Origin of the sequence: Thiobacillus denitrificans DSM 12475, assembly GCF_000376425.1 — a bacterium.
In the GTDB taxonomy this organism is placed as follows: Bacteria; Pseudomonadota; Gammaproteobacteria; order Burkholderiales; family Thiobacillaceae; genus Thiobacillus; species Thiobacillus denitrificans.
In genome coordinates this window covers 385,846-405,935 of the sequence record NZ_AQWL01000003.1, presented here as the reverse complement: position 1 = coordinate 405,935, position 20,090 = coordinate 385,846, and the positions used below count along the sequence as shown (strand labels likewise).

At 64.6% G+C, this 20,090-nt stretch carries 26 protein-coding genes and 1 tRNA gene; 18 read left to right on the top strand and 9 right to left on the bottom strand.

Annotated elements, in window-relative coordinates; translation table 11 throughout:
- Positions 1-25: 25 nt before the first annotated feature.
- From B059_RS0106675 to B059_RS0106660, 4 genes are all read left to right on the top strand, one after another.
- Complete coding sequence (locus tag B059_RS0106675) at positions 26-337, top strand: integration host factor subunit alpha (RefSeq protein ID WP_018077475.1); 312 nt, start codon at positions 26-28, stop codon at positions 335-337.
- A complete protein-coding gene (locus B059_RS0106670; protein WP_018077474.1) occupies positions 315-668 on the top strand; it encodes a MerR family transcriptional regulator in 354 nt (117 codons plus the stop codon). Before B059_RS0106675 ends, B059_RS0106670 begins: the two co-directional genes overlap by 23 nt.
- Before the next feature lie 47 nt (positions 669-715).
- Positions 716-792 (top strand) — tRNA-Pro (locus B059_RS0106665).
- A 138-nt stretch (positions 793-930) separates the two neighbouring features.
- A complete protein-coding gene (locus B059_RS0106660) occupies positions 931-1,515 on the top strand; it encodes a superoxide dismutase (protein ID WP_018077473.1) in 585 nt (194 codons plus the stop codon).
- A 50-nt stretch (positions 1,516-1,565) separates the two neighbouring features.
- On the opposite strand, the gene B059_RS0106655 is transcribed toward B059_RS0106660, so the two are convergent.
- From B059_RS0106655 to selD, 5 genes are all read right to left on the bottom strand, one after another.
- Positions 1,566-2,249, bottom strand: a complete 684-nt coding sequence (locus B059_RS0106655; protein WP_018077472.1) for a transcriptional regulator domain-containing protein — start codon at positions 2,247-2,249, stop codon at positions 1,566-1,568.
- A gap of 3 nt (positions 2,250-2,252) precedes the next feature.
- Complete coding sequence (locus tag B059_RS0106650) at positions 2,253-2,975, bottom strand: hypothetical protein (RefSeq protein WP_018077471.1); 723 nt, start codon at positions 2,973-2,975, stop codon at positions 2,253-2,255.
- Positions 2,972-4,438, bottom strand: coding sequence for a protein adenylyltransferase SelO (locus B059_RS0106645; RefSeq protein ID WP_018077470.1), 1,467 nt, complete (start codon positions 4,436-4,438; stop codon positions 2,972-2,974). Before B059_RS0106645 ends, B059_RS0106650 begins: the two co-directional genes overlap by 4 nt.
- A gap of 103 nt (positions 4,439-4,541) precedes the next feature.
- Positions 4,542-5,483, bottom strand: coding sequence for an L-histidine N(alpha)-methyltransferase (gene egtD, locus B059_RS0106640; RefSeq protein ID WP_018077469.1), 942 nt, complete (start codon positions 5,481-5,483; stop codon positions 4,542-4,544).
- On the bottom strand, positions 5,484-6,554 hold the full coding sequence (gene selD / locus B059_RS0106635) for a selenide, water dikinase SelD (protein WP_018077468.1): 1,071 nt from the start codon (positions 6,552-6,554) through the stop codon (positions 5,484-5,486). It abuts the gene before it with no gap.
- A 66-nt stretch (positions 6,555-6,620) separates the two neighbouring features.
- Here selD and senA point away from each other — a divergent pair, with 66 nt between their 5' ends.
- Positions 6,621-7,778, top strand: coding sequence for a selenoneine synthase SenA (gene senA / locus B059_RS0106630; protein ID WP_018077467.1), 1,158 nt, complete (start codon positions 6,621-6,623; stop codon positions 7,776-7,778).
- Positions 7,779-7,782: 4 nt separating this feature from the next.
- On the opposite strand, the gene moaA is transcribed toward senA, so the two are convergent.
- On the bottom strand, positions 7,783-8,766 hold the full coding sequence (moaA, locus tag B059_RS0106625; protein WP_018077466.1) for a GTP 3',8-cyclase MoaA: 984 nt from the start codon (positions 8,764-8,766) through the stop codon (positions 7,783-7,785).
- A gap of 69 nt (positions 8,767-8,835) precedes the next feature.
- Here moaA and mobB point away from each other — a divergent pair, with 69 nt between their 5' ends.
- The 9 genes from mobB to B059_RS0106580 all read left to right on the top strand — a co-directional run bounded on the left by mobB (position 8,836) and on the right by B059_RS0106580 (position 15,690).
- Positions 8,836-9,336 (top strand): molybdopterin-guanine dinucleotide biosynthesis protein B, encoded by a 501-nt coding sequence (gene mobB, locus B059_RS0106620; protein ID WP_018077465.1) that lies wholly within the window; start codon positions 8,836-8,838, stop codon positions 9,334-9,336.
- Complete coding sequence (locus B059_RS0106615; RefSeq protein WP_018077464.1) at positions 9,311-10,504, top strand: molybdopterin molybdotransferase MoeA; 1,194 nt, start codon at positions 9,311-9,313, stop codon at positions 10,502-10,504. Before mobB ends, B059_RS0106615 begins: the two co-directional genes overlap by 26 nt.
- Positions 10,501-10,752, top strand: coding sequence for a molybdopterin converting factor subunit 1 (gene moaD, locus B059_RS0106610; RefSeq protein WP_018077463.1), 252 nt, complete (start codon positions 10,501-10,503; stop codon positions 10,750-10,752). The genes B059_RS0106615 and moaD overlap by 4 nt, the downstream gene beginning before the upstream one ends.
- A gap of 4 nt (positions 10,753-10,756) precedes the next feature.
- The gene (gene moaE / locus B059_RS0106605) at positions 10,757-11,212 is read left to right on the top strand and encodes a molybdopterin synthase catalytic subunit MoaE (RefSeq protein WP_018077462.1); all 456 of its coding nucleotides are present in this window, start codon (positions 10,757-10,759) and stop codon (positions 11,210-11,212) included.
- A 292-nt stretch (positions 11,213-11,504) separates the two neighbouring features.
- Entirely contained in the window at positions 11,505-11,945 is a 441-nt protein-coding gene (locus B059_RS0106600) for a MarR family winged helix-turn-helix transcriptional regulator (RefSeq protein ID WP_018077461.1), read from the top strand.
- Complete coding sequence (locus tag B059_RS0106595; protein ID WP_018077460.1) at positions 11,942-12,490, top strand: cytochrome b; 549 nt, start codon at positions 11,942-11,944, stop codon at positions 12,488-12,490. Before B059_RS0106600 ends, B059_RS0106595 begins: the two co-directional genes overlap by 4 nt.
- Positions 12,487-13,056, top strand: a complete 570-nt coding sequence (locus B059_RS0106590) for a YceI family protein (protein WP_018077459.1) — start codon at positions 12,487-12,489, stop codon at positions 13,054-13,056. The genes B059_RS0106595 and B059_RS0106590 overlap by 4 nt, the downstream gene beginning before the upstream one ends.
- Before the next feature lie 31 nt (positions 13,057-13,087).
- Positions 13,088-13,669, top strand: a complete 582-nt coding sequence (locus B059_RS0106585; protein ID WP_018077458.1) for a YceI family protein — start codon at positions 13,088-13,090, stop codon at positions 13,667-13,669.
- A 56-nt stretch (positions 13,670-13,725) separates the two neighbouring features.
- Positions 13,726-15,690, top strand: a complete 1,965-nt coding sequence (locus tag B059_RS0106580) for a peptidase U32 family protein (RefSeq protein ID WP_018077457.1) — start codon at positions 13,726-13,728, stop codon at positions 15,688-15,690.
- A 34-nt stretch (positions 15,691-15,724) separates the two neighbouring features.
- Here the strand turns inward: B059_RS0106580 and B059_RS0106575 are convergent, their stop codons facing one another.
- Positions 15,725-16,060: a winged helix-turn-helix domain-containing protein gene (locus B059_RS0106575; protein ID WP_018077456.1), complete on the bottom strand. Its 336-nt coding sequence runs from the start codon at positions 16,058-16,060 to the stop codon at positions 15,725-15,727.
- 95 nt (positions 16,061-16,155) lie between these two features.
- Here B059_RS0106575 and B059_RS0106570 point away from each other — a divergent pair, with 95 nt between their 5' ends.
- The 4 genes from B059_RS0106570 to B059_RS0106555 all read left to right on the top strand — a co-directional run bounded on the left by B059_RS0106570 (position 16,156) and on the right by B059_RS0106555 (position 18,130).
- On the top strand, positions 16,156-16,614 hold the full coding sequence (locus tag B059_RS0106570) for a DUF302 domain-containing protein (protein WP_157273628.1): 459 nt from the start codon (positions 16,156-16,158) through the stop codon (positions 16,612-16,614).
- Between the two features lie 63 nt (positions 16,615-16,677).
- On the top strand, positions 16,678-17,052 hold the full coding sequence (gene crcB / locus B059_RS0106565) for a fluoride efflux transporter CrcB (RefSeq protein ID WP_018077454.1): 375 nt from the start codon (positions 16,678-16,680) through the stop codon (positions 17,050-17,052).
- The gene (locus B059_RS0106560) at positions 17,049-17,360 is read left to right on the top strand and encodes a DUF190 domain-containing protein (protein ID WP_018077453.1); all 312 of its coding nucleotides are present in this window, start codon (positions 17,049-17,051) and stop codon (positions 17,358-17,360) included. Before crcB ends, B059_RS0106560 begins: the two co-directional genes overlap by 4 nt.
- A gap of 20 nt (positions 17,361-17,380) precedes the next feature.
- Positions 17,381-18,130 carry a sulfite exporter TauE/SafE family protein gene (locus B059_RS0106555; RefSeq protein ID WP_018077452.1) on the top strand — a complete coding sequence of 250 codons (750 nt, stop codon included), beginning with the start codon at positions 17,381-17,383 and terminating at the stop codon, positions 18,128-18,130.
- 9 nt (positions 18,131-18,139) lie between these two features.
- Here B059_RS0106555 and B059_RS18780 read toward each other — a convergent pair whose 3' ends face one another.
- Both B059_RS18780 and B059_RS0106545 read right to left on the bottom strand, forming a co-directional pair.
- The gene (locus B059_RS18780) at positions 18,140-18,892 is read right to left on the bottom strand and encodes a diguanylate cyclase response regulator (protein ID WP_018077451.1); all 753 of its coding nucleotides are present in this window, start codon (positions 18,890-18,892) and stop codon (positions 18,140-18,142) included.
- A gap of 178 nt (positions 18,893-19,070) precedes the next feature.
- Positions 19,071-20,033, bottom strand: coding sequence for an MBL fold metallo-hydrolase (locus B059_RS0106545; protein WP_018077450.1), 963 nt, complete (start codon positions 20,031-20,033; stop codon positions 19,071-19,073).
- Positions 20,034-20,090 lie beyond the last annotated feature (57 nt).

Sequence of the window (20,090 nt, the reverse complement as noted above, 5' to 3'; positions counted from 1 at the left end):
ACGAGCCATCCCTGCCAACACGACCATGACCACCCTGACAAAAGCTGATCTGGCCGAACTGCTGTTCGAAAAAGTGGGTTTGAATAAACGCGAAGCCAAGGATGTCGTCGAGTCGTTTTTCGATGAAATCCGCTTGTCGCTCGAAAAGGGTGACATCGTCAAACTGTCCGGTTTCGGCAATTTCCAGTGCCGGGAAAAGCCGCAGCGTCCGGGCCGCAACCCCAAGACCGGCGAAGAAATGCCGATCTCCGCGCGCCGCGTGGTGACCTTCCACGCCAGCCAGAAACTCAAATCCCAGGTCGAAGGCGCCCAAATTGGAACGCCCAACCCGGAGTGAACTCCCGCCGATTCCGGCCAAACGCTATTTCACCATCGGTGAAGTCTCGGAGCTGTGCGCCGTCAAGGCGCACGTGCTGCGCTACTGGGAGCAGGAGTTCGCCCAGTTGCGCCCGGTCAAGCGGCGTGGTAACCGGCGCTATTACCAACACCACGAGGTGCTGCTGATCCGCCGCATCCGCGAACTGCTGTACGAAGAGGGCTTCACCATCAGCGGCGCGCGCCAGCGTCTGGAACACGATGCCGAAGCGGCACCCGAGCCGGTTGCGGCCGTGCTGGATGTCGGCGTCCTGCGCAACGAAATCACCGCCATCCTGAAAATATTGGGCTGACGGTCTTCCGCCAGGCGCCGCTCCTCTGTTAGAATCTCGGGCTTCGTCGGGGCGTAGCGCAGCCTGGTAGCGCACTTGCATGGGGTGCAAGGGGTCGGAAGTTCGAATCTTCTCGCCCCGACCAATAAATCAAAGAAACAGGGTCGGGTCAAACCGGCCCTTTTTCTATTGCGCGACCGAAACCCTATTGCCGTTGCGGTATCAGCAATTTCCGGTTTAGGTTCTATCATTTAACGTTGTCGTTCAATATCAGGAGAGAGTTATGGAACACACTTTGCCCGCACTGCCTTTCGCCATGGACGCGCTTGCGCCGCACATGTCCCAGGAGACCTTCGAATACCATTACGCCAAGCACCATCAGGCCTACGTGACCAACCTCAACAACCTGATCAAGGGCACCGACTTCGAGAACAAGTCGCTCGAGGACATCGTCAAGAGCGCGCCCGCCGGCGGCGTCTACAACAACGCCGCCCAGGTGTGGAACCACACCTTCTTCTGGAACTGCCTGTCGCCCAACGGCGGCGGCGCCCCTTCCGGCGCACTGGCCGATGCCATCAACAAGAAGTGGGGCTCGCTGGACGAGTTCAAGAAGGCCTTCCAGACCAGCGCCGTGGGCAACTTCGGTTCCGGCTGGACCTGGCTGGTGAAGAAGGCCGACGGTGGCGTTGACATCGTCAACATGGGCGCCGCCGGCACCCCGCTGACGACCGGCGACAAGGCGCTGCTGTGTGTCGACGTGTGGGAACACGCCTACTACATCGACTATCGCAACCTTCGTCCCAAGTTCGTCGAGACCTATCTCAACAACCTGGTGAACTGGAAGTTTGCCGAAGCGAATTTCGCCTGATCCGGCTTGTGAGCTGGGCGAAGTAAAAAACCGGGGCGCGCGTCCCGGTTTTATTTTGTGCCTGTGCCGGCATCCGCCAGCCGCAGGATGTCCAGATAGCCATGATCGGCCATTGCCTGCGCCTCGCGCAGCAGGCCCGAATTCTCCGCATCCGGCGACGCTGTGCCGTCCAGCAGACGCAGCATCCGCGTCCAGCGCGCGCGCTGGTTTGCCACCGTCTTCGGCGCAGCGAGGCCCTGTCGCCGCAGTTCGGCGGCGCGGCCGATCAGGCGGAATTTCGCGGCGTCCAGTTGCGGCGGCAGCGGCAGCGACAGATCGAAGCCGATCTCCAGCCGGTAGGTTTCATCAATGCAGGGCGCAGGCGGGGGCGGTCGCCAGGAGAGTTCATCCGGGCTGGGCAGCGCAATGCGGTCGGGATCGAGCGGAAATTTGTAGAACCCCCATTTCGCGCCCATCCAGCATTCGAGCAGCACATGGTCGTCGTCTCCCGCGCACAGTTCGCCGCTGGCCGCGGTGAGTTCCGTATCGCCGGGCAGCGGGCCGTAGGCGCGCGGGTCGCGCTTCCAGCGCTGGAAATCGCGATGGGGCGGCATGCCATAGTCGGCCTCGAGGGCATGCCAGAGGGCGATGAACTGGCGATAGTCGGCCTGGTAACCTGGGCTGCGGCGCAGGAATGCCCACGCCCACTGGTCGCGCGTCAGCGTCTCGCAGCAGGCATAGGCATCGGCTGTCATCGGTCAGATCGGCAGAAAGGCCATGGTGGCAACGTTGACGACGCCGAAGCGAATGGCCCGGTTGCTCTTGTCCTCGATGATTCTGGCCAGCGTGTCCTGGATGCCGATGAGCTTGCCGAATTCGCGCTCGAAGCTGAGGTTGGCTACGCCGTTCTCGTCGGCACCGTTGGATAGCAGCAGGAGATCGCCGCGCAGGTTTCTGGCGGTGGCGAGCTTCCAGACTACCGCTTCGGTATTGCGTGCGGCGTTGTAGAGCTTCTGGGCGTCCATTTCGGTCAACAGGTAAAACTCGGTCTGATGATTGAACGCCGCCATGTGCATGATCAGCAAGCCGCTCATCAGCGCCTTCACTCGGTCGGCCGTGTAATCTTCGCGCCAGGCCGCGCGCAGGGCAGTTTCCCAGCCAAGATCTTTTTGCGGCGACAAATGCCAGTGCGAGAGCGGCCTGAACAGGACCGCCGTCGCCTCGTCGGCACCGGTGAAGCCGGATTTGCGCCATTCGCCGGGGTTGCGGCGATAGAGCTTGAGCGTCAGCGTTTTGAGGGTGGCGATGACTTCCTGCTGGTGGATCTCGATCACATTGTCGACATCGCCTTTGGCCAGATCCTTGACGCTGAAACTGCGTACGCTGCGGCTGCCGTCCTTGCGCTGGATGGGCTGGCTGGCGCAGGCGGCGAGCAGCGCACAGGTCAGCAGGCAGGCGAACAGGACAGGGATGCGGTTCACGAAGAGCAGCTTACCTCGATCCGCTTCGCCCAGTCCGGCGGCTCGGCGGCGTAGGCCTCGCATTCCGGCTGCTCGTCATAAGGCCGCGACAGCAGCGCATGCAGGCGATGGATTTCGCTGTAATCGCGATGGTCCGCGGCGCGACGGATGGCTGCTTCGGCCAGGTGATTGCGCAGGATGTATTTCGGATTGAGCGCGCGCATCGCCTCGCGGCGTGTGGCGTCGGCCGAATCCTGCTGGCGCAGTGCGGCGGCATAGCGCGCCGCCCAGGCGTCGAAGGCGGGGCGGTCGGGGAATAGGTCGCGCAACGGTGCGTTGAGCGCCCCGGGCGTGGAATCGAAATCGCACAGGCGGCGCAGGAAAATCGTGTAATCGACGCGGTTCTGCGCCAGCAGTTGCAGCGTATCCATCAGCAGTGGGACTGTCTCGCCGCCCGGTGGCAGGCCGAATTTGGCGGCCATGCGCTCGATATAGGCGCGACCGAACTGCTGCGGGTAGTCGCCGATCGCGGCGGAGGCGGTTTCCACCGACAGCAGCGGCACCAGCGCCTGCGCCAGCTTGGTGACGTTCCACGCCGCCACGTCGGGCTGCTGGTCGAAGGCGTAGCGACCGCCGCTGTCGGAATGATTGCAGACGAAGCCGGGGTCGAACGCGTCGAGGAAGCCGAACGGGCCGTAATCCAGCGTCAGGCCGAGGATCGACATGTTGTCGGTGTTCATCACCCCGTGCGAGAAGCCGACCGCCTGCCACTGTGCCATCAGTTCGGCCGTGCGACGGGCGACTTCGCGCAGCAGCTCGGCATAGGGTTCGGCACGTGCCGCCAGTTCCGGGTAGTAGCGTGCGATGACGTAGTCGGCCAGCTGCCGGATCGGCTCGATCTGGTTGCGGTAGTAGAACACCTCGAAGGAACCGAAGCGCACGAAGCTCGGCGCCAGCCGTGTCACCAGCGCGGCGGTTTCGACGTCCTCGCGATAGACCGGATGATCGCTGCCGACGATGGCGAGCGCGCGCGTGGTGGGAATCCCGAGCGCGTGCATGGCTTCGGAGCAGAGGAATTCGCGGATGCTGGAACGCAATACCGCGCGGCCGTCGCCGCCGCGCGAATAGGGGGTGCGTCCTGCGCCCTTCAGCTGCACTTCCCAGCCTTCGCCGGCCGCATTTTTCACTTCGCCCAGCAGGATCGCGCGGCCGTCGCCCAGCTGCGGCACGTAGTGGCCGAACTGGTGCCCGGCATACAGCGCGGCGAGCGCGTCCATCCCGGGTAGCAGGCGGTTGCCCGCGAGCGTCTCGACGAGCTCGGGGCGCGCCATCTCGGCCGGATCGAGATCGATCAGCACGGCCGCTTGCGGGCTGTAGCAGACCAGGTAGGGATCGGGGACGGGCGTCGGGCAGACGCGCGAATAGTAGGCTTCGGGTAGGCGGGCGAAGCCGTTGTCGAAGACGAGCGATTCAAGTTTGAGCATGGAGAAATTCTAAAGCCTGGCCGGGTTTGTGCGACCCGCCCGACGACAGGGTTACCCGCCTGCCTGCAGTGCCATGAAGCGCATCGGGCGTGCACGCGCCTGCTTATCCATACAGCTGGACAGCGAATCCTTGCTGTTCCCATTCGTTCGCCAGTTCCCAGCCGGCGTTCCCCGCAATCGTGCTGAATTCGTCGCGCCGGAACTTGTAGGAATACTCGGTATGCAGCGTCTCGCCGAGGGCGAAATGGAAACGTTGGCCCGCTACGCTCACCGTCTGCGCGGCGAGGCTGAGCAGATGCATCTCGATGCGGCCGGCAACCGGATTGTAGAAGGCGTAGTGGCGGAATCGGGCGGGATCGAAATCGGCACCCAGCTCGCGGTTCAGGCGCTCGAGGAGATTAAGGTTGAAGGCGGCGGTGATGCCGGCAGCGTCGTTATAGGCGGCGTGCAGCAGCAGCGGATCTTTCTTGAGGTCGAAGCCGATGAGCAGGCGCCCATCGGCGCCGGCCAGCCGGCGGAAGCGCGTGAGCAGAGCGGTTGCCGTATCGGGCGGGAAGTTGCCGATGCTGGAGCCGGGATAATAGATCAGCCGCCGGCCGGGCGGCAGGCAGGGGGCCGCGGCTTCCAGGTCACGGATGAAATCCATGCCCAGCGCGGTGACGACAAGGCCCGGATAAGCCTGGGCGAGGGCTTGCGCGGCGGCGGCCAGCGGGGCGCCGGCGATGTCCAGGACGACGAGATGGGCGGGGTGCAGGGCGTCGAGCAGCAGACGCACCTTGCTGCACTCGCCGGCGCCCGGCTCGATGATGCAGTCGAGCGGGCCGGCGGCGGCCGCAATGTCGGGCAGGCGGGAGGCCATGAGCATCCGTTCGGTGCGGCAGAGGGCATATTCGGGTTGCGCACAAATGGCTTCGAACAGACGGCAGCCCGCCTCGTCATAGAAATATTTCGGCGGAATGGATTTGGGGCAGGCGGCGAGGCCGGCCAGCACGTCGCTGCGCAAATCGTCGGCGGCGACGGGAAAGTCCTGAAAGGTGAACGACACTCAGACGCTGATCGCAACATCGCGGCCGGCCTGCAGCCGGCCGATTTCCGCCGCCTGCGCGAAGCCGTGCCGCCGGAAGGTTTCCAGCACCGTGTCGCGCGCCGCGGTGGCGCAACTCACCAGCAGGCCGCCGCTGGTCTGCGGGTCGGTGAGCAGGGCCTGCTGCCAGTCGGCGATGCCGCCGGCCAGGCTCACTTCGCTGCCGTAGCTCGCCCAGTTGCGGCCGCTGGCGCCAGTGACATGGCCGCCCTGCGCCAGTTCGGCGACGCCGGGCAGCAGGGGCAGGCGGCCCAGCCCAACCTGGGCCGACAGGTTCGATGCACGGGTGATTTCGAGCAGGTGCCCGAGCAGGCCGAAGCCGGTGATGTCGGTCATCGCGTGCACGCCCGCGGTTGCGGCCAGATCGGCGCCCGCGGTGTTGAGCTGGGTGGTGGCGGCGATCATCGCCGCATATTGCTCGGCGCTGAGCAGGCCTTTCTTCAGCGCCGCGCTGTAGATGCCCACGCCCAGCGGTTTGCCGAGGATCAGGTGGTCGCCGGCCTGGCCGCCGTTGTTTTGCTTGACCTTGCGCGGATCCACCACGCCGATGCCGACCAGGCCGTAGATCGGTTCCGGGGCGTCGATCGAATGGCCGCCGGCGATGGGAATACCGGCCGCCTTGCAGACCGCTTCGCCACCGGCGAGGATCTGCCGGATGACCTCGTTGGGCAGCTTGCCGATCGGCATGCCGACAATGGCTAGGGCGAACAGCGGCCGCCCGCCCATGGCATAGACGTCGGACAGCGCATTGGTGGCGGCGATGCGGCCGAACTCGAAGGGATCGTCGACGATGGGCATGAAGAAATCGGTGGTCGCCACGATCGCCTGCTCGTCGTTGAGGCGGTAGACCGCGGCGTCGTCGCCGTGCTCGATGCCGACCAGCAGATCGGGATAGGCCGTCGCCATCTGCGTAGCGAAGGCCGTATCGGCCAGGATGTCGCGCAATACGGCGGGCGCGATCTTGCAGCCGCATCCCCCGCCATGGGAAAGCTGGGTCAATCGGATGGGCTGCTCGGGAATGGGGTTGCTCATTTTCAGAATTCGCCCATCGCGGGAGGGGCGCCTAGAATTCGGTTGGACATAGTGCATCTATATAGCATGAACCGAACCCGACCCGTCAGCGGCCATACTGCGAACCAGCTCATCGATCGGCTGGCGCAGGCGCGCGGCCGGCTGCGGGCATTGATCGACTGCCTGCCCGCGGGCGCCTGGCTGGGGCCGCGCGCCGGGCATCTGAATCCGCCGCTGTGGGAATACGGGCACATCGTCTGGTTTCAGGAGCGCTGGTGCCTGCGGGCACGGCCCGATGGCGGGTTTGCGGCCAGCCTGCTGGCGGCGGCCGACGCGCTGTACGATTCCTCCAGCGTTCCGCACGATCGCCGCTGGGATCTGGCCTTGCCCGAACCTGCCGCGGTCGACGAATACGCAGAACGGGTTGCCGCCGCCGTGGCCGTTCGCCTGCGCAGCGGACTCGACCCCGAGCTCGCGTATTTCGCCGAGTTGTGCCTGTATCACGAACTGATGCACGTCGAGGCCTGGTGGATGGCGTTCCAGAATCTGGGCTATGCGCCGCCCGCGCGGCCCGATGTTGCCGGCGCGTTGCCGGCGTCGCGGCTGGCGTTCGCCGCGGGCGAGGTGGAACTGGGCAGCGGAAGCGGCGAGGGCTTCATTTTCGACAACGAGAAGTGGCGTCATCCGGTGCCGGTCCCGGCATTCGATATCGATGCGAGCCCGCTGTCGGAGGTGGCTTTCGCCGAGTTTGTAGACGCTGGCGGTTACCGGCGCAGCGCGGGGTGGTCGGATGCAGGTCGGGCCTGGCGGGCCGCCAGCGGCGCCTGCCAGCCCGTTTACTGGCGACGGCAAAACGCGGCCTGGCAGGTTCGTCACTTCGACCGCTGGCGGCCGCTCAGCGCAGACCGGCCCATGCTGCACGTGAACCGTCACGAAGCCGAGGCCTGTGCTGCCTGGATGGGGCGGCGGCTGCCCGCCGCAGAGCAGTGGCTGCGGGCAACGCGGCAGCCGGAATTTCGCCGCGGCATGGCGTGGGAATGGCTGCGCGATGCGTTTGCGCCTTATCCGGGATTTTCCCCCGATCCCTACCAGGATTACGCCCAGCCCTGGTTTCATACGCATGGCGAATTGCGCGGCGGCGGACCCGTCACCGACCCGTCGCTCAAGCGCCCCGGCTTCCGCAATTTCTATTTGCCCGAGCGGCGCGATCCATTCGCGGGCTTTCGCACCGCCAGCCCCGGCTAGCGGCTCAGCCGCCAGTCATCGACATGAAGCGCAGAATCTTGTGCGGTGCTTCGCGGAACTCGTGGCGTTCCGGCTTGAGGTTGATCGCTTCGAGAATGGCGGCGTCGAGTGCAGCGTCGCTGCAGCCGCCGCGCAGCAAGGGACGGAATTCGAATTTCTCTTCCTGGCCTAGGCACATGTAGGCGGTGCCGTCGACGGCGACGCGGATGCGATTACAGGTCTGGCAGAAATGCTGTGAGATGGGCGTGATGAAACCGACGTTGAAACGGCCGTCCGGGGTGCCGAGGTAGCGCGCGGGCCCGGCGCCGGGCAGGGTGGTTTCGACCAGCCCGAACTGCGCGCGCAGGCGCTCCTTCACCGGCTGCAGGTCCAGGTATTCGGCATTGCGCCCGGTTTCGCCCATCGGCATCGCCTCGATCAGCCGCAACACGAAGCCGCGCTGCATGCAGAAGGCGACCATTTTGTCGATCTCGTCGTCGTTGGTGCCGCGCAAGGCCACCATGTTGAGCTTGATCGGCGTGAAGCCTGCGTCCTGCGCCGCCGCCAGCCCGTCCATCACCTTGGCGAGCACGTCGCGGCCATTGATTTTTTCCACCCGCGCCTGCTGCAGCGAGTCGAGGCTGACGTTGAGCCGCGTCACGCCGGCGGCCTTCAGCGCCTGCGCATGGCGGTCGAGCTGGGTGGCGTTGGTCGACAGCGACAGGTCATGAATGCCGGGCAGGGCAGCGATGCGTCCGGCCAGTTCGGTGATGTTGCGCCGCAGCAGCGGCTCGCCGCCGGTGAGGCGGATGCGGCTCACCCCCAGCCGGGCGAATGCGCCGATCAGGCGTTCGATCTCGTCGAAGCCGAGCCAGTGTTCGGGTTCTTCAAACCCCTTGAAGCCTTCCGGCATGCAGTAGCTGCAGCGCAGATCGCAGCGATCCGTCACCGACAACCGCACGTAGTCGATGTGGCGGCCAAACTGGTCGATGAGAACGGGTGCGTTCATGATGTTGGCTATGACTGGCAGGAATGGGTTATATATGAAAAAATATAACAAGCTTGGGGGGATCGTGCAATGAAAGTATTTGGCATCGCAGGTTACAGCGGCAGCGGCAAGACCACACTGATCGAGCGCGTGCTGCCGCAGTTGGCTGCGCGCGGCGTGCGTACGGCGGTGATCAAGCACACCCATCACGATTTCGACATCGATCATCCCGGCAAGGACAGCTGGCGCGCGCGCGAGGCGGGTGCGGCAGCGGTGCTGCTGGCCTCCGATCACCGCACGGCGGTACTGACCGAGCATCGCAACACGCCGCTCGTGCTGGACGATTTGCTGGCGGCACTGCCGCGGTGCGACCTGGTGCTGGTCGAAGGCTACAAGCGTGAGCCCATCCCGAAGCTGGAAGTGCATCGCGTCGAGACCGGGAAGCCCTGGCTGTTTCCCGAAGACCCGCATATTCTGGCGGTGGCGTCCGACGTCGAGCCGCCCGACGACTTTCCCCGCATCGACATCGATGCCATTCCATCCCTTACGGACTTTATTCTGAACCATGCTCTCAGCCGACCAACTGCTTGATGCCCTGCTCGAACGCGCGCACGGCCCGACCGCAATCGAGACCGTTGCCATCGCTGCGGCGCTCGGGCGCGTGCTCGCCACCCGCCAGACCTCCTCGATTACCGTGCCGCCTGCGGACAACAGCGCGATGGATGGCTACGCCGTACGCCTTGCCGACGTGACGCATCCGGGCGTCAGGCTACCCTTGTCGCAGCGCATCCTGGCCGGCACCGTCGGCCAGCCGCTGCAGCCTGGCACGGCGGCGCGCATCTTCACCGGCGCACCGGTGCCGCCGGGCGCCGACGCCGTGCTGATGCAGGAAGACTGCATCGCAGACGGCGCGGATATCATCATCAACACGCTGCCACAACCCGCTGAAAACATCCGCCGCGCGGGCGAGGATATCGCCGCCGGCGCGCAGATCCTCGCCGCCGGCAGCCGCATCGGCGCGGCCGAAATGGGGCTTGCCGCGTCGGTGGGGCTGGCCGAACTGCCTGTGTTCAGGCGGCTGAAAGTGGCATGTTTCTTCACCGGGGACGAACTGGTGACGCCGGGCCTCGCGCTGCAGCCGGGCCAGATATACAACTCCAACCGCTATACGCTGACCGGGCTGGTGAACGGCCTCGGCTGCGAACTGATTGATCTCGGCATCGTGCCGGATACGCTCGAAGCGACCGAGGTTGCGCTGGCCGGCGCCGCCAGCGTTGCCGACGTCGTCATCACCAGCGGCGGGGTATCGGTGGGCGAAGCCGATTTCGTGAAAGCCGCAGTCGAAAAACTCGGCCGGGTCGAGATGTGGAAAGTGGCGATGAAGCCCGGCAAGCCGATCGTCTACGGACGGGTGAACGACGCCGACTTCATCGGCCTGCCCGGCAATCCGGTATCGGTCTTCGCCACCTTCTGTCTGTTCGTGCGGCCGTTTCTGCTCAAGCGCATGGGCGCGACCGACGTGCTGTACCGCGCGTTCCCCGTGCCGGCGGATTTCACCTGGAGCAAGCCGGGCGCGCGACGCGAATTCCTGCGCGCGCAGATTCAGCCGAACGGCACGCTGGCGCTGTTCCCGAACCAGGGCTCGGGGGTGCTGACCTCGTGCTCCTGGGCCGATGGCCTGGTCGACCTTGCCATCGGCCAGACCGTGCAGCCGGGCGACTGGGTGCGCTTCATTCCCTTTTCGGAGCTGCTGACATGAAACTGCGCGTACTGTACTTCGCCCGCCTGCGCGAGCGCTTCGGCGTGGCCGAGGAAACCCTGGATTTCAGTGGTGCCACCGCGGCCGATCTGGTGGTGCACCTGCAGTCGCGCGGCGATGTGTGGGCAGAGGAACTGGCGGCGGGCAAGGCGTTCCGGGTGGCGATCAACCAGGATCTGGTCGCGCTCGATGCGCGCTTGCCGGAACACGCCGAAGTCGCGATTTTTCCGCCGGTGACCGGAGGCTAGTGGTGTGAAGATTGTTATCCAGTGCGAGGCCTTCGATCTCGGCGCCGAAGTCGACGCGATGCGCCGCGGCCGTACCGGCATCGGCGCCATCGCCAGTTTCATCGGCCTGGCGCGCGACTGCAACGAGGGTAGCGGCGTGCATGCGATGACGCTGGAGCACTACCCGGGCATGACTGAAAAGGCGCTGGCTGCTCTGGTCGACGAGGCGAATTCGCGCTGGACGCTGCTCGACGTGACCGTGATCCACCGCATCGGCCGCCTGCTTCCAGGCGATCCCATCGTGCTGGTGGCGGTGGCCAGCCAGCACCGTGGAGAAGCCTTCGCCGCCTGCGAATTCATCATGGATTATCTGAAAACGCAGGCGCCGTTCTGGAAGAAGGAAGCAACTCCCGAAGGCGAGCGCTGGGTGGATGCCCGCGCTAGCGACGATGCGGCTGCGGCGCGCTGGAACACGCCCTGATTCATTTTCTGCGCCGGGCCAGCCAGCGAGCAGGCCGGCGCATCTCCTCTGCGCCATGGACGGCGCCCTTTCAAGCCCCCGGTATCCATTCCTGCACGCGCTCGCAGTAGGCCGTGCGCCATTCGTCCGTCGCACATGCAGGCCGGGTCGCCACTGCAATACAGCATGAGCGGCGGGGCGGCCGCATTCATGGCGTCGATCCGGCAGCGTGGGATCGGATTCCATAAAAAAGCTTGACATTAGTTCTAACTAGAACTAAATTTGGTTCTAGTTAGAACTAAATGGGTGTCAGGTGAAGCCGCAAGCCGAATACATGCCGACCGTGCAAGCCCTGGTGCAGTGCTATCAGGCATTCGAAGCGTATTCCGCCGCGGACATCCGCGCGCAGGGCCTGACGCCACCGCAGTTCGACATCGTCGCCACGCTCGGCAATACCGCCGGGATGACCGCCACCGAGCTCGGCGAAAAAACCCTCATCACCAAGGGCACGCTTACCGGTGTGGTCGACCGCCTGGTCGATCATGGCTGGGTGGAGCGCGTTGCGCACGACAGCGACCGCCGCTGCCAGATCATCCGCCTGACCCCGGCGGGGGAAGCCTTGTTCGCCAGGATATTTCCAGCGCACATGGCGCATCTGGGGGCGTGTTTTGCCGGAATGAGCACGGCCGAACACAAGCGTGTACAAACCGCCTTGCGCGTACTGAAACAGGTTTTCAGCAAGGAGACGACATGACCGTCGGAATGCGTTATTCGACCCCGGCCATCGTGCTGCACTGGCTGGTGGCACTGCTGATTTTCGTGGCGTTTCCCCTTGGCGTGTACATGCACGAACTGCCGCTGTCGCCCGGCAAGCTCAAGCTCTACAGCTATCACAAATGGATCGGCATCACGCTGTTGATGCTGGTGGCGTTGCGCGTGACGTGGCGGCTGACGCATACGCCGCCGTCCTTGCCGAGCGACATGGCCGTCTGGCAGCGCCGTGCAAGTCAGGCCGTGCATGGCCTGCTGTACGTGCTGATGATCGCGATTCCGCTGTCGGGCTGGTTGATGAGTTCGGCCAAAGGTTTTCAGACCGTGTGGTTCGGCGTGCTGCCGCTACCCGATCTGGTCGAAAAGAATCGCGAGCTGGGCGACCTGCTCGCCGGGGTGCACCAAGCCCTGAACTTCACGTTGCTGGCCCTGGTCATCATGCACGTGGGCGCGACCCTGCAGCACCATTTCATCGAACGCCGGCCTTTCCTGCAGCGCATGGGCTGGAATAAACAGGAGTGCACATGAAACGCATCTGGACGAATCCAGCCTTGTTCACGCTGCTTGCAGCGCTCGTCGTGCCGGCGGCGCATGCGGTGGAATACCATACGATCTTGCCGAAGCAGAGCAGCATCGGCTTCGAATTCCGCCAGATGGGCGTGCCGGTGCAGGGCGGCTTCAAGCGCTTCGCGGTGCAAATGGCTTTCGATCCGGCCAGGCCCGAAGCCGCCAGCGCGAAGATCGAGATCGACCTGGCCAGTATCGATGCCGGTTCGTCCGAGGCCGACGACGAATCCGCCGGCAAGCTGTGGTTCAACCGCAGCGCGTATCCGAAGGCACAGTTCGTCTCCAGCCAGATCCGTCCGCTGGGCAACAACCGCTACGAGATGCGCGGCACCCTCACGCTCAAGGGCAGAAGCCGCGAGCTGGCCGTGCCAGTGACGTTCGTGCCAGGCAAGGCGGCCGCCACGTTCGACGGTACGTTCGTTCTCAAACGTCTGGACTTTGGCATCGGCGAAGGTATGTGGGCAGACGTCGCCACCGTCGCCAACGAAGTCAAGGTGAAATTCCGCATTGCCGCCACCGGCAACTAACCCGTTGTTCATTCTTCTCAAGGAGTCTTGCATGAAACGTCTTGCCACCCTCGCTGCACTTGTCGCCTTCGCTACGGCCGCCCAGGCCGCGCCCGAAACCTTCGTCATCGACAATAGCCACACCTACCCGCATTTCAGCTACAACCACCTTGGCTTCTCCAACCAGACCCACAAATTCGACAAGACCAGCGGCAAGGTGGTGCTCGATCGCGCCGCGAAAGCCGGCTCGGCCATCGTGACCATCGACGCCACCTCGGTCAACACCGGCTATAAGCTGTTCGACGAACACCTCCAGGACGCCGACTTTTTCGACACCGCCAAGTATCCGACGATCACGTTCAAGTCGGACAAGATGGCGTTCAGGGGTGACCAGCCGGTGAGCCTGGTGGGCGACCTGACGATCAAGGGGGTGACGAAACAGGTGACGCTCGACATCACCCACTTCAAGTGCCAGCCGCATCCGATGTTGAAAGTGGAAGCCTGCGGCGCCAACGCGACCACCCAGATCAAGCGCACCGACTTCAACATGGGCAAGAATGCGCCTTACGTGAGCGACGAAGTGACGCTGACCCTGGCGATCGAAGCGGTCAAAGAGCAACCGGCCGCGCAATAAGACGGGCGGGGCGGCCTCCGGTAAAATGCCGGTTTGGCCGTCCGGAACACCGCCTCGTGGAATCCCATCAACTCGAACTGCTAGCGCCCGCGCGCGATGCCGACATCGGCATCGCGGCCGTCGACCACGGCGCCGATGCGGTATACATCGGCGGCCCGTCGTTCGGCGCGCGCGCCGCGGCCTCCAACGAAATAGCCGATATCGCGCGACTGCTCGACCACGCGCACCGCTTCAACGCGCGCGTGTTCGTCACCCTCAACACCATCCTCGCCGACAACGAACTCGAACCGGCGCGCCGGCAGATCCGGCAACTCTACGACGCCGGCGTCGACGCGCTCATCATCCAGGACATGGGCCTGCTGGAACTCGACCTGCCGCCGATCCAGCTGCACGCCAGTACCCAGACCGACATCCGCACGCCGCAGAAGGCCTGCTTCCTGCAGGACGTCGGGCTTTCGCAAATCGTGTTGGCGCGCGAACTCGATCTGAAACAGATCGCCGCCATCCGCGCTGCCACGCGACCGGAAACCACCCTGGAGTTTTTCGTCCACGGCGCGCTGTGCGTCGCCTACAGCGGCCAGTGCTACATCAGCCACGCCCACACCGGGCGCAGCGCCAACCGCGGCGACTGTTCGCAGGCCTGCCGCCTGCCGTACCAGGTCACCGACCTGGACGGGCGCATCGTCGCGCACGACAAACACGTGCTGTCGATGAAGGACAACAACCAGAGCGGCAACCTGGAGGCACTGATCGACGCCGGCATCCGCAGCTTCAAGATCGAAGGGCGCTACAAGGACATGGGCTATGTGAAGAACATCACCGCCCATTACCGCACGCTGCTCGACCAGATCATCGAGCGCCGCCCGGAATTCGCGCGCGCATCGAGCGGCCGCACCACGTTCGCCTTCACTCCCGACCCCGAGCAGAACTTCAACCGCGAGTTCACCGACTACTTCGTCGGCGGCCGCCGCGACGACATCGGCGCGTTCGACACGCCGAAGAACCCCGGCCTGCCGATCGGGCATGTGAAGAAGGTCGGCGACAAATGGGTCGAGATCGACACCGATTCGCCCGCCACCGTGCTCAACAACGGCGACGGCCTGTGCTACTACACTTTGCAGAAGGATCTTGCCGGGCTGGCGATCAACCGCGCCGAAAAGGTGGGCGAGGGCGCATGGCGGGTGTTCCCGAAGGACCCGCTGACAAGCTTCAAGGATTTGCGCGCCGGCACGCCGGTCAACCGCAACCGCGACATGAACTGGATGCGCCTGCTCGACCGGCCTTCCAGCGAGCGCCGCATCGGGGTGTGGCTGCGGCTGGAGGAAACCGCAGCCGGCTTCGCGCTGACGCTGACCGACGAAGACGGCCACAGCGTCACGGAAGAAGCAGCGCATGCCAAGGAGCCCGCCAGGGACGCGGCCAAGGCCGAGTCCGGCTTGCGCGAGCATCTCGGCAAGCTTGGCGCTACACACTTTGCTCCGATGGGTATCGCGCTGGAACTGACGCAGCCCTGGTTCATCCCCGCGTCCTGCCTCAATGCCCTGCGCCGCGATGCCGTCGCCGCGCTGCAAGCCGCGCGTACCGCGGCATACCGGCGCCCCCCGCGCGCGCAGGCAGTCGAGCCGCCGGCGATCTACCCGGAGGACACGCTGAGCTATCTGGCCAACGTCTACAACCACAAGGCGCGCGATTTTTACGCGAAACACGGCGTCCAGGTCATCGCCGCCGCCTATGAGAGCCACGAGGAAACCGGCGACGTCTCGCTGATGATCACCAGGCACTGCGTGCGCTATTCGCTCTCCCTGTGCCCGAAGCAGGCCAAGGGCGTCACCGGCGTGCAGGGCACGCTGCGCGCCGCCCCGCTGACGCTGATCAACGGCAGCGAAAAACTCACCCTGCGCTTTGACTGCAAGGCGTGCGAAATGCACGTCGTCGGGAAACTGAAGCCGGCCATCGCCAAACGCAGCGTGCCGCTGGAATTTTATAAAACCGGCCCCAATCCGGCCCGAGCACAGGGATAAGCCGGCTGGCGGGCATATGAAGGATGCAATTTGCTCATGGCATATGCTGCGGCAGGCTCTCCACCAGTTTCGCCATGAATGCCGCATGCTGCGCTTCGGCCTCCTGAAACGCGGCAATCAGCCGTTCGGCATCCCCGGTCAGGCGGCTTCCCGCAGGCCCGCTTTCGACTATGGGACCGCCCCAGGCGGAGTTCATCGCATCGACGGCGTCCCACGCGGCCTTGTAACTCATTTTCATTGCCTTGGCAGCCTTGGAAATGGACCCGGTTTCGCGAATGCGCTGCAGCAGTTCGACGCGTCCGCGTCCGAGGAAGTTTCTGCCGTCCAAGGTCAGCCAGAAGCGGCCATCGGCCTTGAGTATGGAATTCATGGGTTCCAGTTTAACAAAGGGGCGGCGTAACAAACGACCATTGTTATCCCGCTGCGGGCGCCTAAAAATAAGGTTCTTAATCGAAGGAGATGATCATGAAAAGAATGCTTGCCGTGTGCGCGATGCTCTGCCTGCCGCTTTCCGCGCTGGCGGCGGAAAGCTACACCGTGCTGTTCAAGACCCAGGGGACGTTTCAGGATGTGCGCGATTCGCTGCAGATGGCGATCGAGGGCAAGGGCCTGAAAATCACCAACACCAACAAGATTGCCGCGATGCTGGAGCGTACCGGCAAGGATATCGGCGCGACCCGGCAGGTGTACGGGGACGCCGAGCAGTTCGAATTCTGCAGCGCCACGATTTCGCGCAGGATGATGGAAGCCGATCCGCACGCGATCATGATGTGCCCCTACAGCGTGGCGGTGTACACGATCCCCGGCGACAAGGCGGTCTATATGGCCTACCGCAAGCCGGCCGCAACGAAAAACCCCGCGCTGAAAAAGGCGCTCGGCGAAGTCGAGACGCTGCTCACCGAGATCATCAAGGACGCGATGTAAACGCTTGACTCCGGGGGCCGTCGGCTAGAATGCGCGCATGACTCCCCCCGCCGCGTTCCAGCCATGACCGCCTTCCTCGCCATCGGCCTGGGCGCGGCCATCGGCGCGTGGTTGCGCTGGGGGCTGGGGCTGTGGCTCAACCCCGTGTTTCCCGCGATGCCGCTCGGCACGCTGGCCGCCAACCTGATCGGCGGCTACTGCATCGGCCTGGTCATCGCCTGGTTTGCGGAGCACCCCGGCGTGCCGCCGGAAGCGCGGCTGTTCCTCATCACCGGCCTGCTCGGCGGGCTGACCACGTTTTCCACGTTTTCCGCCGAAGTCGTCACTGCGCTGATGCGTGGCCTGTGGCTCAGCGGCGGTTCGATCGCGCTGGCCCACATGGTGGGCTCCTTCCTCGCCACCGGGCTGGGGTTTTATTCGCTGAGGCTTTTCAAATGAACACGGTCTGTCTGCAGGTGTTTGTCTCCGAAGCCAGCCGCCACCGCGGCAAGCTGACTTACGAATGGCTGCTCGATACCGCGAAAGCACAGGGCATTGGCGGTGGCTCGGCATTTCGTGCGCTGGCCGGGTTCGGCCGCCATGGGCGCCGCGACGCGGGTTTTTTCGAGCTCGCGGGCGAGCTGCCGGTGGTGGTGGAATTCTTCGTCGAGGCGGCGCAGGCCGACCGGCTGCTGGAGGCCGTCGCCGCAGCGGAATTGAAACTGGTCTACGCCAGGTTGCCGGCCGAAATCGGCGTGACTTCCTAGACCGTGTCAACACACCTGGCGTGCTCGACCAGCTGATTCTGTTCGTCGCCTCGCTGGCGGCCAATTTCTTTTCGGCCTTGTCGGGCGGCGGAGCGGGGCTGATCCAGTTCCCCATGCTGATTTTCCTTGGGCTGCCGTTCGGTATTGCGCTTGCCACCCACAAGGTCGCCAGCGTGGCGCTCGGCCTGGGCGCCACGCTCAGGCATCTCAAGGAGTCGCATCTCGAGCGCCGCTTCTCGCTGATCATCCTTGGCGCCGGCCTGCCCGGCGTAGTGCTCGGCGCGGCGACGATCCTGCATGTCCCCGAGCGCATTGCCACGCTGTCGCTGGGTTTGCTGACGCTCGGACTGGGGCTGTATTCGGTATTCAAGCCCCGGCTCGGGCTGGAGCACACGCCCAGGCACCGGCAGGGCGCGGCGCTGGCCGGCGGCATGGTCGGACTCTTCGTCGTCGGCTTCCTCAATGGCTCGATCACCAGCGGCACCGGGCTGTTTCTCACGATCTGGCTGATTCGTTATTTCGGGCTCGACTACACCCGTGCGGTGGCCTACACGCTGATCCTCTGCGGCCTGATATGGAACGGAACCGGCGCGCTGGTGCTGGGCGCGATCGGCACCGTGGCGTGGGACTGGATGCCGGCGCTGCTGGCGGGCTCGCTCATCGGCGGCTATCTGGGCAGCCACCTGGCGATCAAGAAAGGCAATCTGTGGATCAAGCGGGCGTTTGAAATCGTGACGCTATTGATCGGCCTGAAATTGATCCTGGGCTGAACACCAGCCCTAGTTCTCGTCGGCGTGGATGCGGTTGCGGCCGTCGTGCTTGGCCTGGTAGAGCGCTTCGTCCGCCGCCTTGATCAGTGCGTCGCCGGTTTGATGCAACGGGTAGGTGGCGATGCCGCCGCTGGCGAGAAAATGGGTGTCGCGATACGGATGGCGGATTTGCGCGAAGTCCTGGCGAATGCGGTCCATGACGGCGAAAGCCTGTTCGGCATCGGTGTGCGGCAGACCGATCAGGAATTCCTCGCCGCCGTAACGGCAAAGGATGTCATGCTTGCGCAGGTGCTGCTTGAGCAGCCACGACAGGCTGCGGATGACCTGGTCGCCGACCGGATGGCCGTAGGTGTCGTTGACCTGCTTGAAATGGTCGATGTTCATCATCACCACCGACAGGAAGCCGCCTTCGTGCGCCACCCCCGACAGCAGCATGTCGAGCATGTGCTTGCCGCTGGAATGGTTGAGCAGGCCGGTCAGGCTGTCGTGGTACATGGTGCGGCGCAGCGCGCGGTAACGCTCGATCTTGCTTTTGACGATGGCGTTGAGAAACACCGGGTTGAACGGCTTGGTGAGGAAATGGTCGCCGCCCAGCCGCATGGCGTCGACCTGCAGCGCGACATTGGTCTCGCCGGACAGGTAGACGATGGGCGTGCTGAGGAATTCGTCGTGCTGGCGAATGATGCGTGCGACTTCGACGCCGGTGCAGTTCGGCATGTACATGTCCATCAGGATCAGATCCGGATTGAGCTGCTTGAGCATGCTCAGCGTCTGGCGCGGATCGTTGACGATCGTCGGAGACGATCCGGTTTTCCGCCAGCGTGCGCCGGATCAGGTGGCTGGCTGTCCTAGAGTCCTCCACGATCAGGACGCGGTACGCTCGCGTGCTTCTCCTGCAAGCGGCTTCCTGTGCAAGCCGGGCTTTTTCCGGCCGGGCCGCCTATTTTCCGGCGCCTTCCTGCTCCAGCCGCAAATACTGGTTGTAGGCATTGACGCGGTTGGCTTCGTCGAAAGCCGGCATGGAGCGGTATTTCGACCAGTCGGTTTGCTCGTAGGCTTCATCGAAAGGAACGAGGTCGCGTGCGGCCTGCCCCATCCGGGCGCGCAGAAACTGCAGATAGTCGCGGGTGAAAACGAGGTCGCTGCGCGGGTCGCGCGAGGGTGCGCCGTGACCGGGTATCAGGATGCGAGGTTTCAGGGCAATGAGTTTGTCCAGTGCGGCGATCCAGGCGCGGCTGTCGGCGTCGCCGACAAACGGCACGCGGCCGCGAAACACCAGGTCGCCGGCATAGAGCACGCGGTCTTCCCGGACCAGCATCGCCATGTCCTCGCTGGAGTGGGCCGGGCCGACATGGCGCAGGGCGAAGTGCAGCCCGCCCATCTCGAAATCGGTGTCGCCTTCCAGGAAACGATCGGCCTCCAGCAGCCGGGTATGCTCGTCCACCCACGGGAATAGGACTTCCCTGCGCTGGGCAAGGCGCGCCGCGGCGCCTTCGCTGCGGGTGGCGCCTTCAGCGGCGCGGTGCGCCCAGATTTCGGCGCCCAGCGCCTTGAATACTTGCAGGCCGTAGAAGTGGTCGGCGTGGTAGTGGCTGACGATCACCCGCTTGATCGGCTGCCGGGTGACCTTGCGGATCAGGCCGACGAGTTTCTCGGCCAGCGGCGGCGAAGCCAGCGCGTCGAACACGACCACGCCGGCGCGCGTGACGACGAATCCGGCGTTTGACATGAAGCCCTGGTTTTCGCTGGACGCCGCGCCGGGCAGGCCCTGCACGAAGTAGCTGTGAGCACCCAGACGCACCGCTTTCATCGGTACGGTCGCCTCCATCATGTCGACGGGCGGGGCCGCGTGAGCGGCAGGTAGCAGGATCAGCGACAGCAGGGCAAACAGGCGAAGGATCATGGCAGGCTCCCGACAGTGAGCTGCATTATAAGCATCCGGGTCGGCCCGGCAGCCGCG

Coding starts and splice junctions, on each gene's coding strand:
- selD (WP_018077468.1), bottom strand. CDS start 6,554: ATGAGCAACCCCATTCCCGAGCAGCCCATCCGATTGACCCAGCTTTCC.
- B059_RS0106560 (WP_018077453.1), top strand. CDS start 17,049: ATGAACACGGTCTGTCTGCAGGTGTTTGTCTCCGAAGCCAGCCGCCAC.
- moaA (WP_018077466.1), bottom strand. CDS start 8,766: ATGAACGCACCCGTTCTCATCGACCAGTTTGGCCGCCACATCGACTAC.
- B059_RS0106675 (WP_018077475.1), top strand. CDS start 26: ATGACCACCCTGACAAAAGCTGATCTGGCCGAACTGCTGTTCGAAAAA.
- B059_RS0106660 (WP_018077473.1), top strand. CDS start 931: ATGGAACACACTTTGCCCGCACTGCCTTTCGCCATGGACGCGCTTGCG.
- B059_RS18780 (WP_018077451.1), bottom strand. CDS start 18,892: ATGCTCAAGCAGCTCAATCCGGATCTGATCCTGATGGACATGTACATG.
- B059_RS0106590 (WP_018077459.1), top strand. CDS start 12,487: ATGAAACGCATCTGGACGAATCCAGCCTTGTTCACGCTGCTTGCAGCG.
- B059_RS0106615 (WP_018077464.1), top strand. CDS start 9,311: ATGCTCTCAGCCGACCAACTGCTTGATGCCCTGCTCGAACGCGCGCAC.
- B059_RS0106570 (WP_157273628.1), top strand. CDS start 16,156: ATGAAAAGAATGCTTGCCGTGTGCGCGATGCTCTGCCTGCCGCTTTCC.
- B059_RS0106545 (WP_018077450.1), bottom strand. CDS start 20,033: ATGATCCTTCGCCTGTTTGCCCTGCTGTCGCTGATCCTGCTACCTGCC.
- B059_RS0106595 (WP_018077460.1), top strand. CDS start 11,942: ATGACCGTCGGAATGCGTTATTCGACCCCGGCCATCGTGCTGCACTGG.
- B059_RS0106645 (WP_018077470.1), bottom strand. CDS start 4,438: ATGCTCAAACTTGAATCGCTCGTCTTCGACAACGGCTTCGCCCGCCTA.
- moaD (WP_018077463.1), top strand. CDS start 10,501: ATGAAACTGCGCGTACTGTACTTCGCCCGCCTGCGCGAGCGCTTCGGC.
- crcB (WP_018077454.1), top strand. CDS start 16,678: ATGACCGCCTTCCTCGCCATCGGCCTGGGCGCGGCCATCGGCGCGTGG.
- mobB (WP_018077465.1), top strand. CDS start 8,836: ATGAAAGTATTTGGCATCGCAGGTTACAGCGGCAGCGGCAAGACCACA.
- B059_RS0106585 (WP_018077458.1), top strand. CDS start 13,088: ATGAAACGTCTTGCCACCCTCGCTGCACTTGTCGCCTTCGCTACGGCC.
- senA (WP_018077467.1), top strand. CDS start 6,621: ATGAACCGAACCCGACCCGTCAGCGGCCATACTGCGAACCAGCTCATC.
- B059_RS0106655 (WP_018077472.1), bottom strand. CDS start 2,249: ATGACAGCCGATGCCTATGCCTGCTGCGAGACGCTGACGCGCGACCAG.
- B059_RS0106575 (WP_018077456.1), bottom strand. CDS start 16,060: ATGAATTCCATACTCAAGGCCGATGGCCGCTTCTGGCTGACCTTGGAC.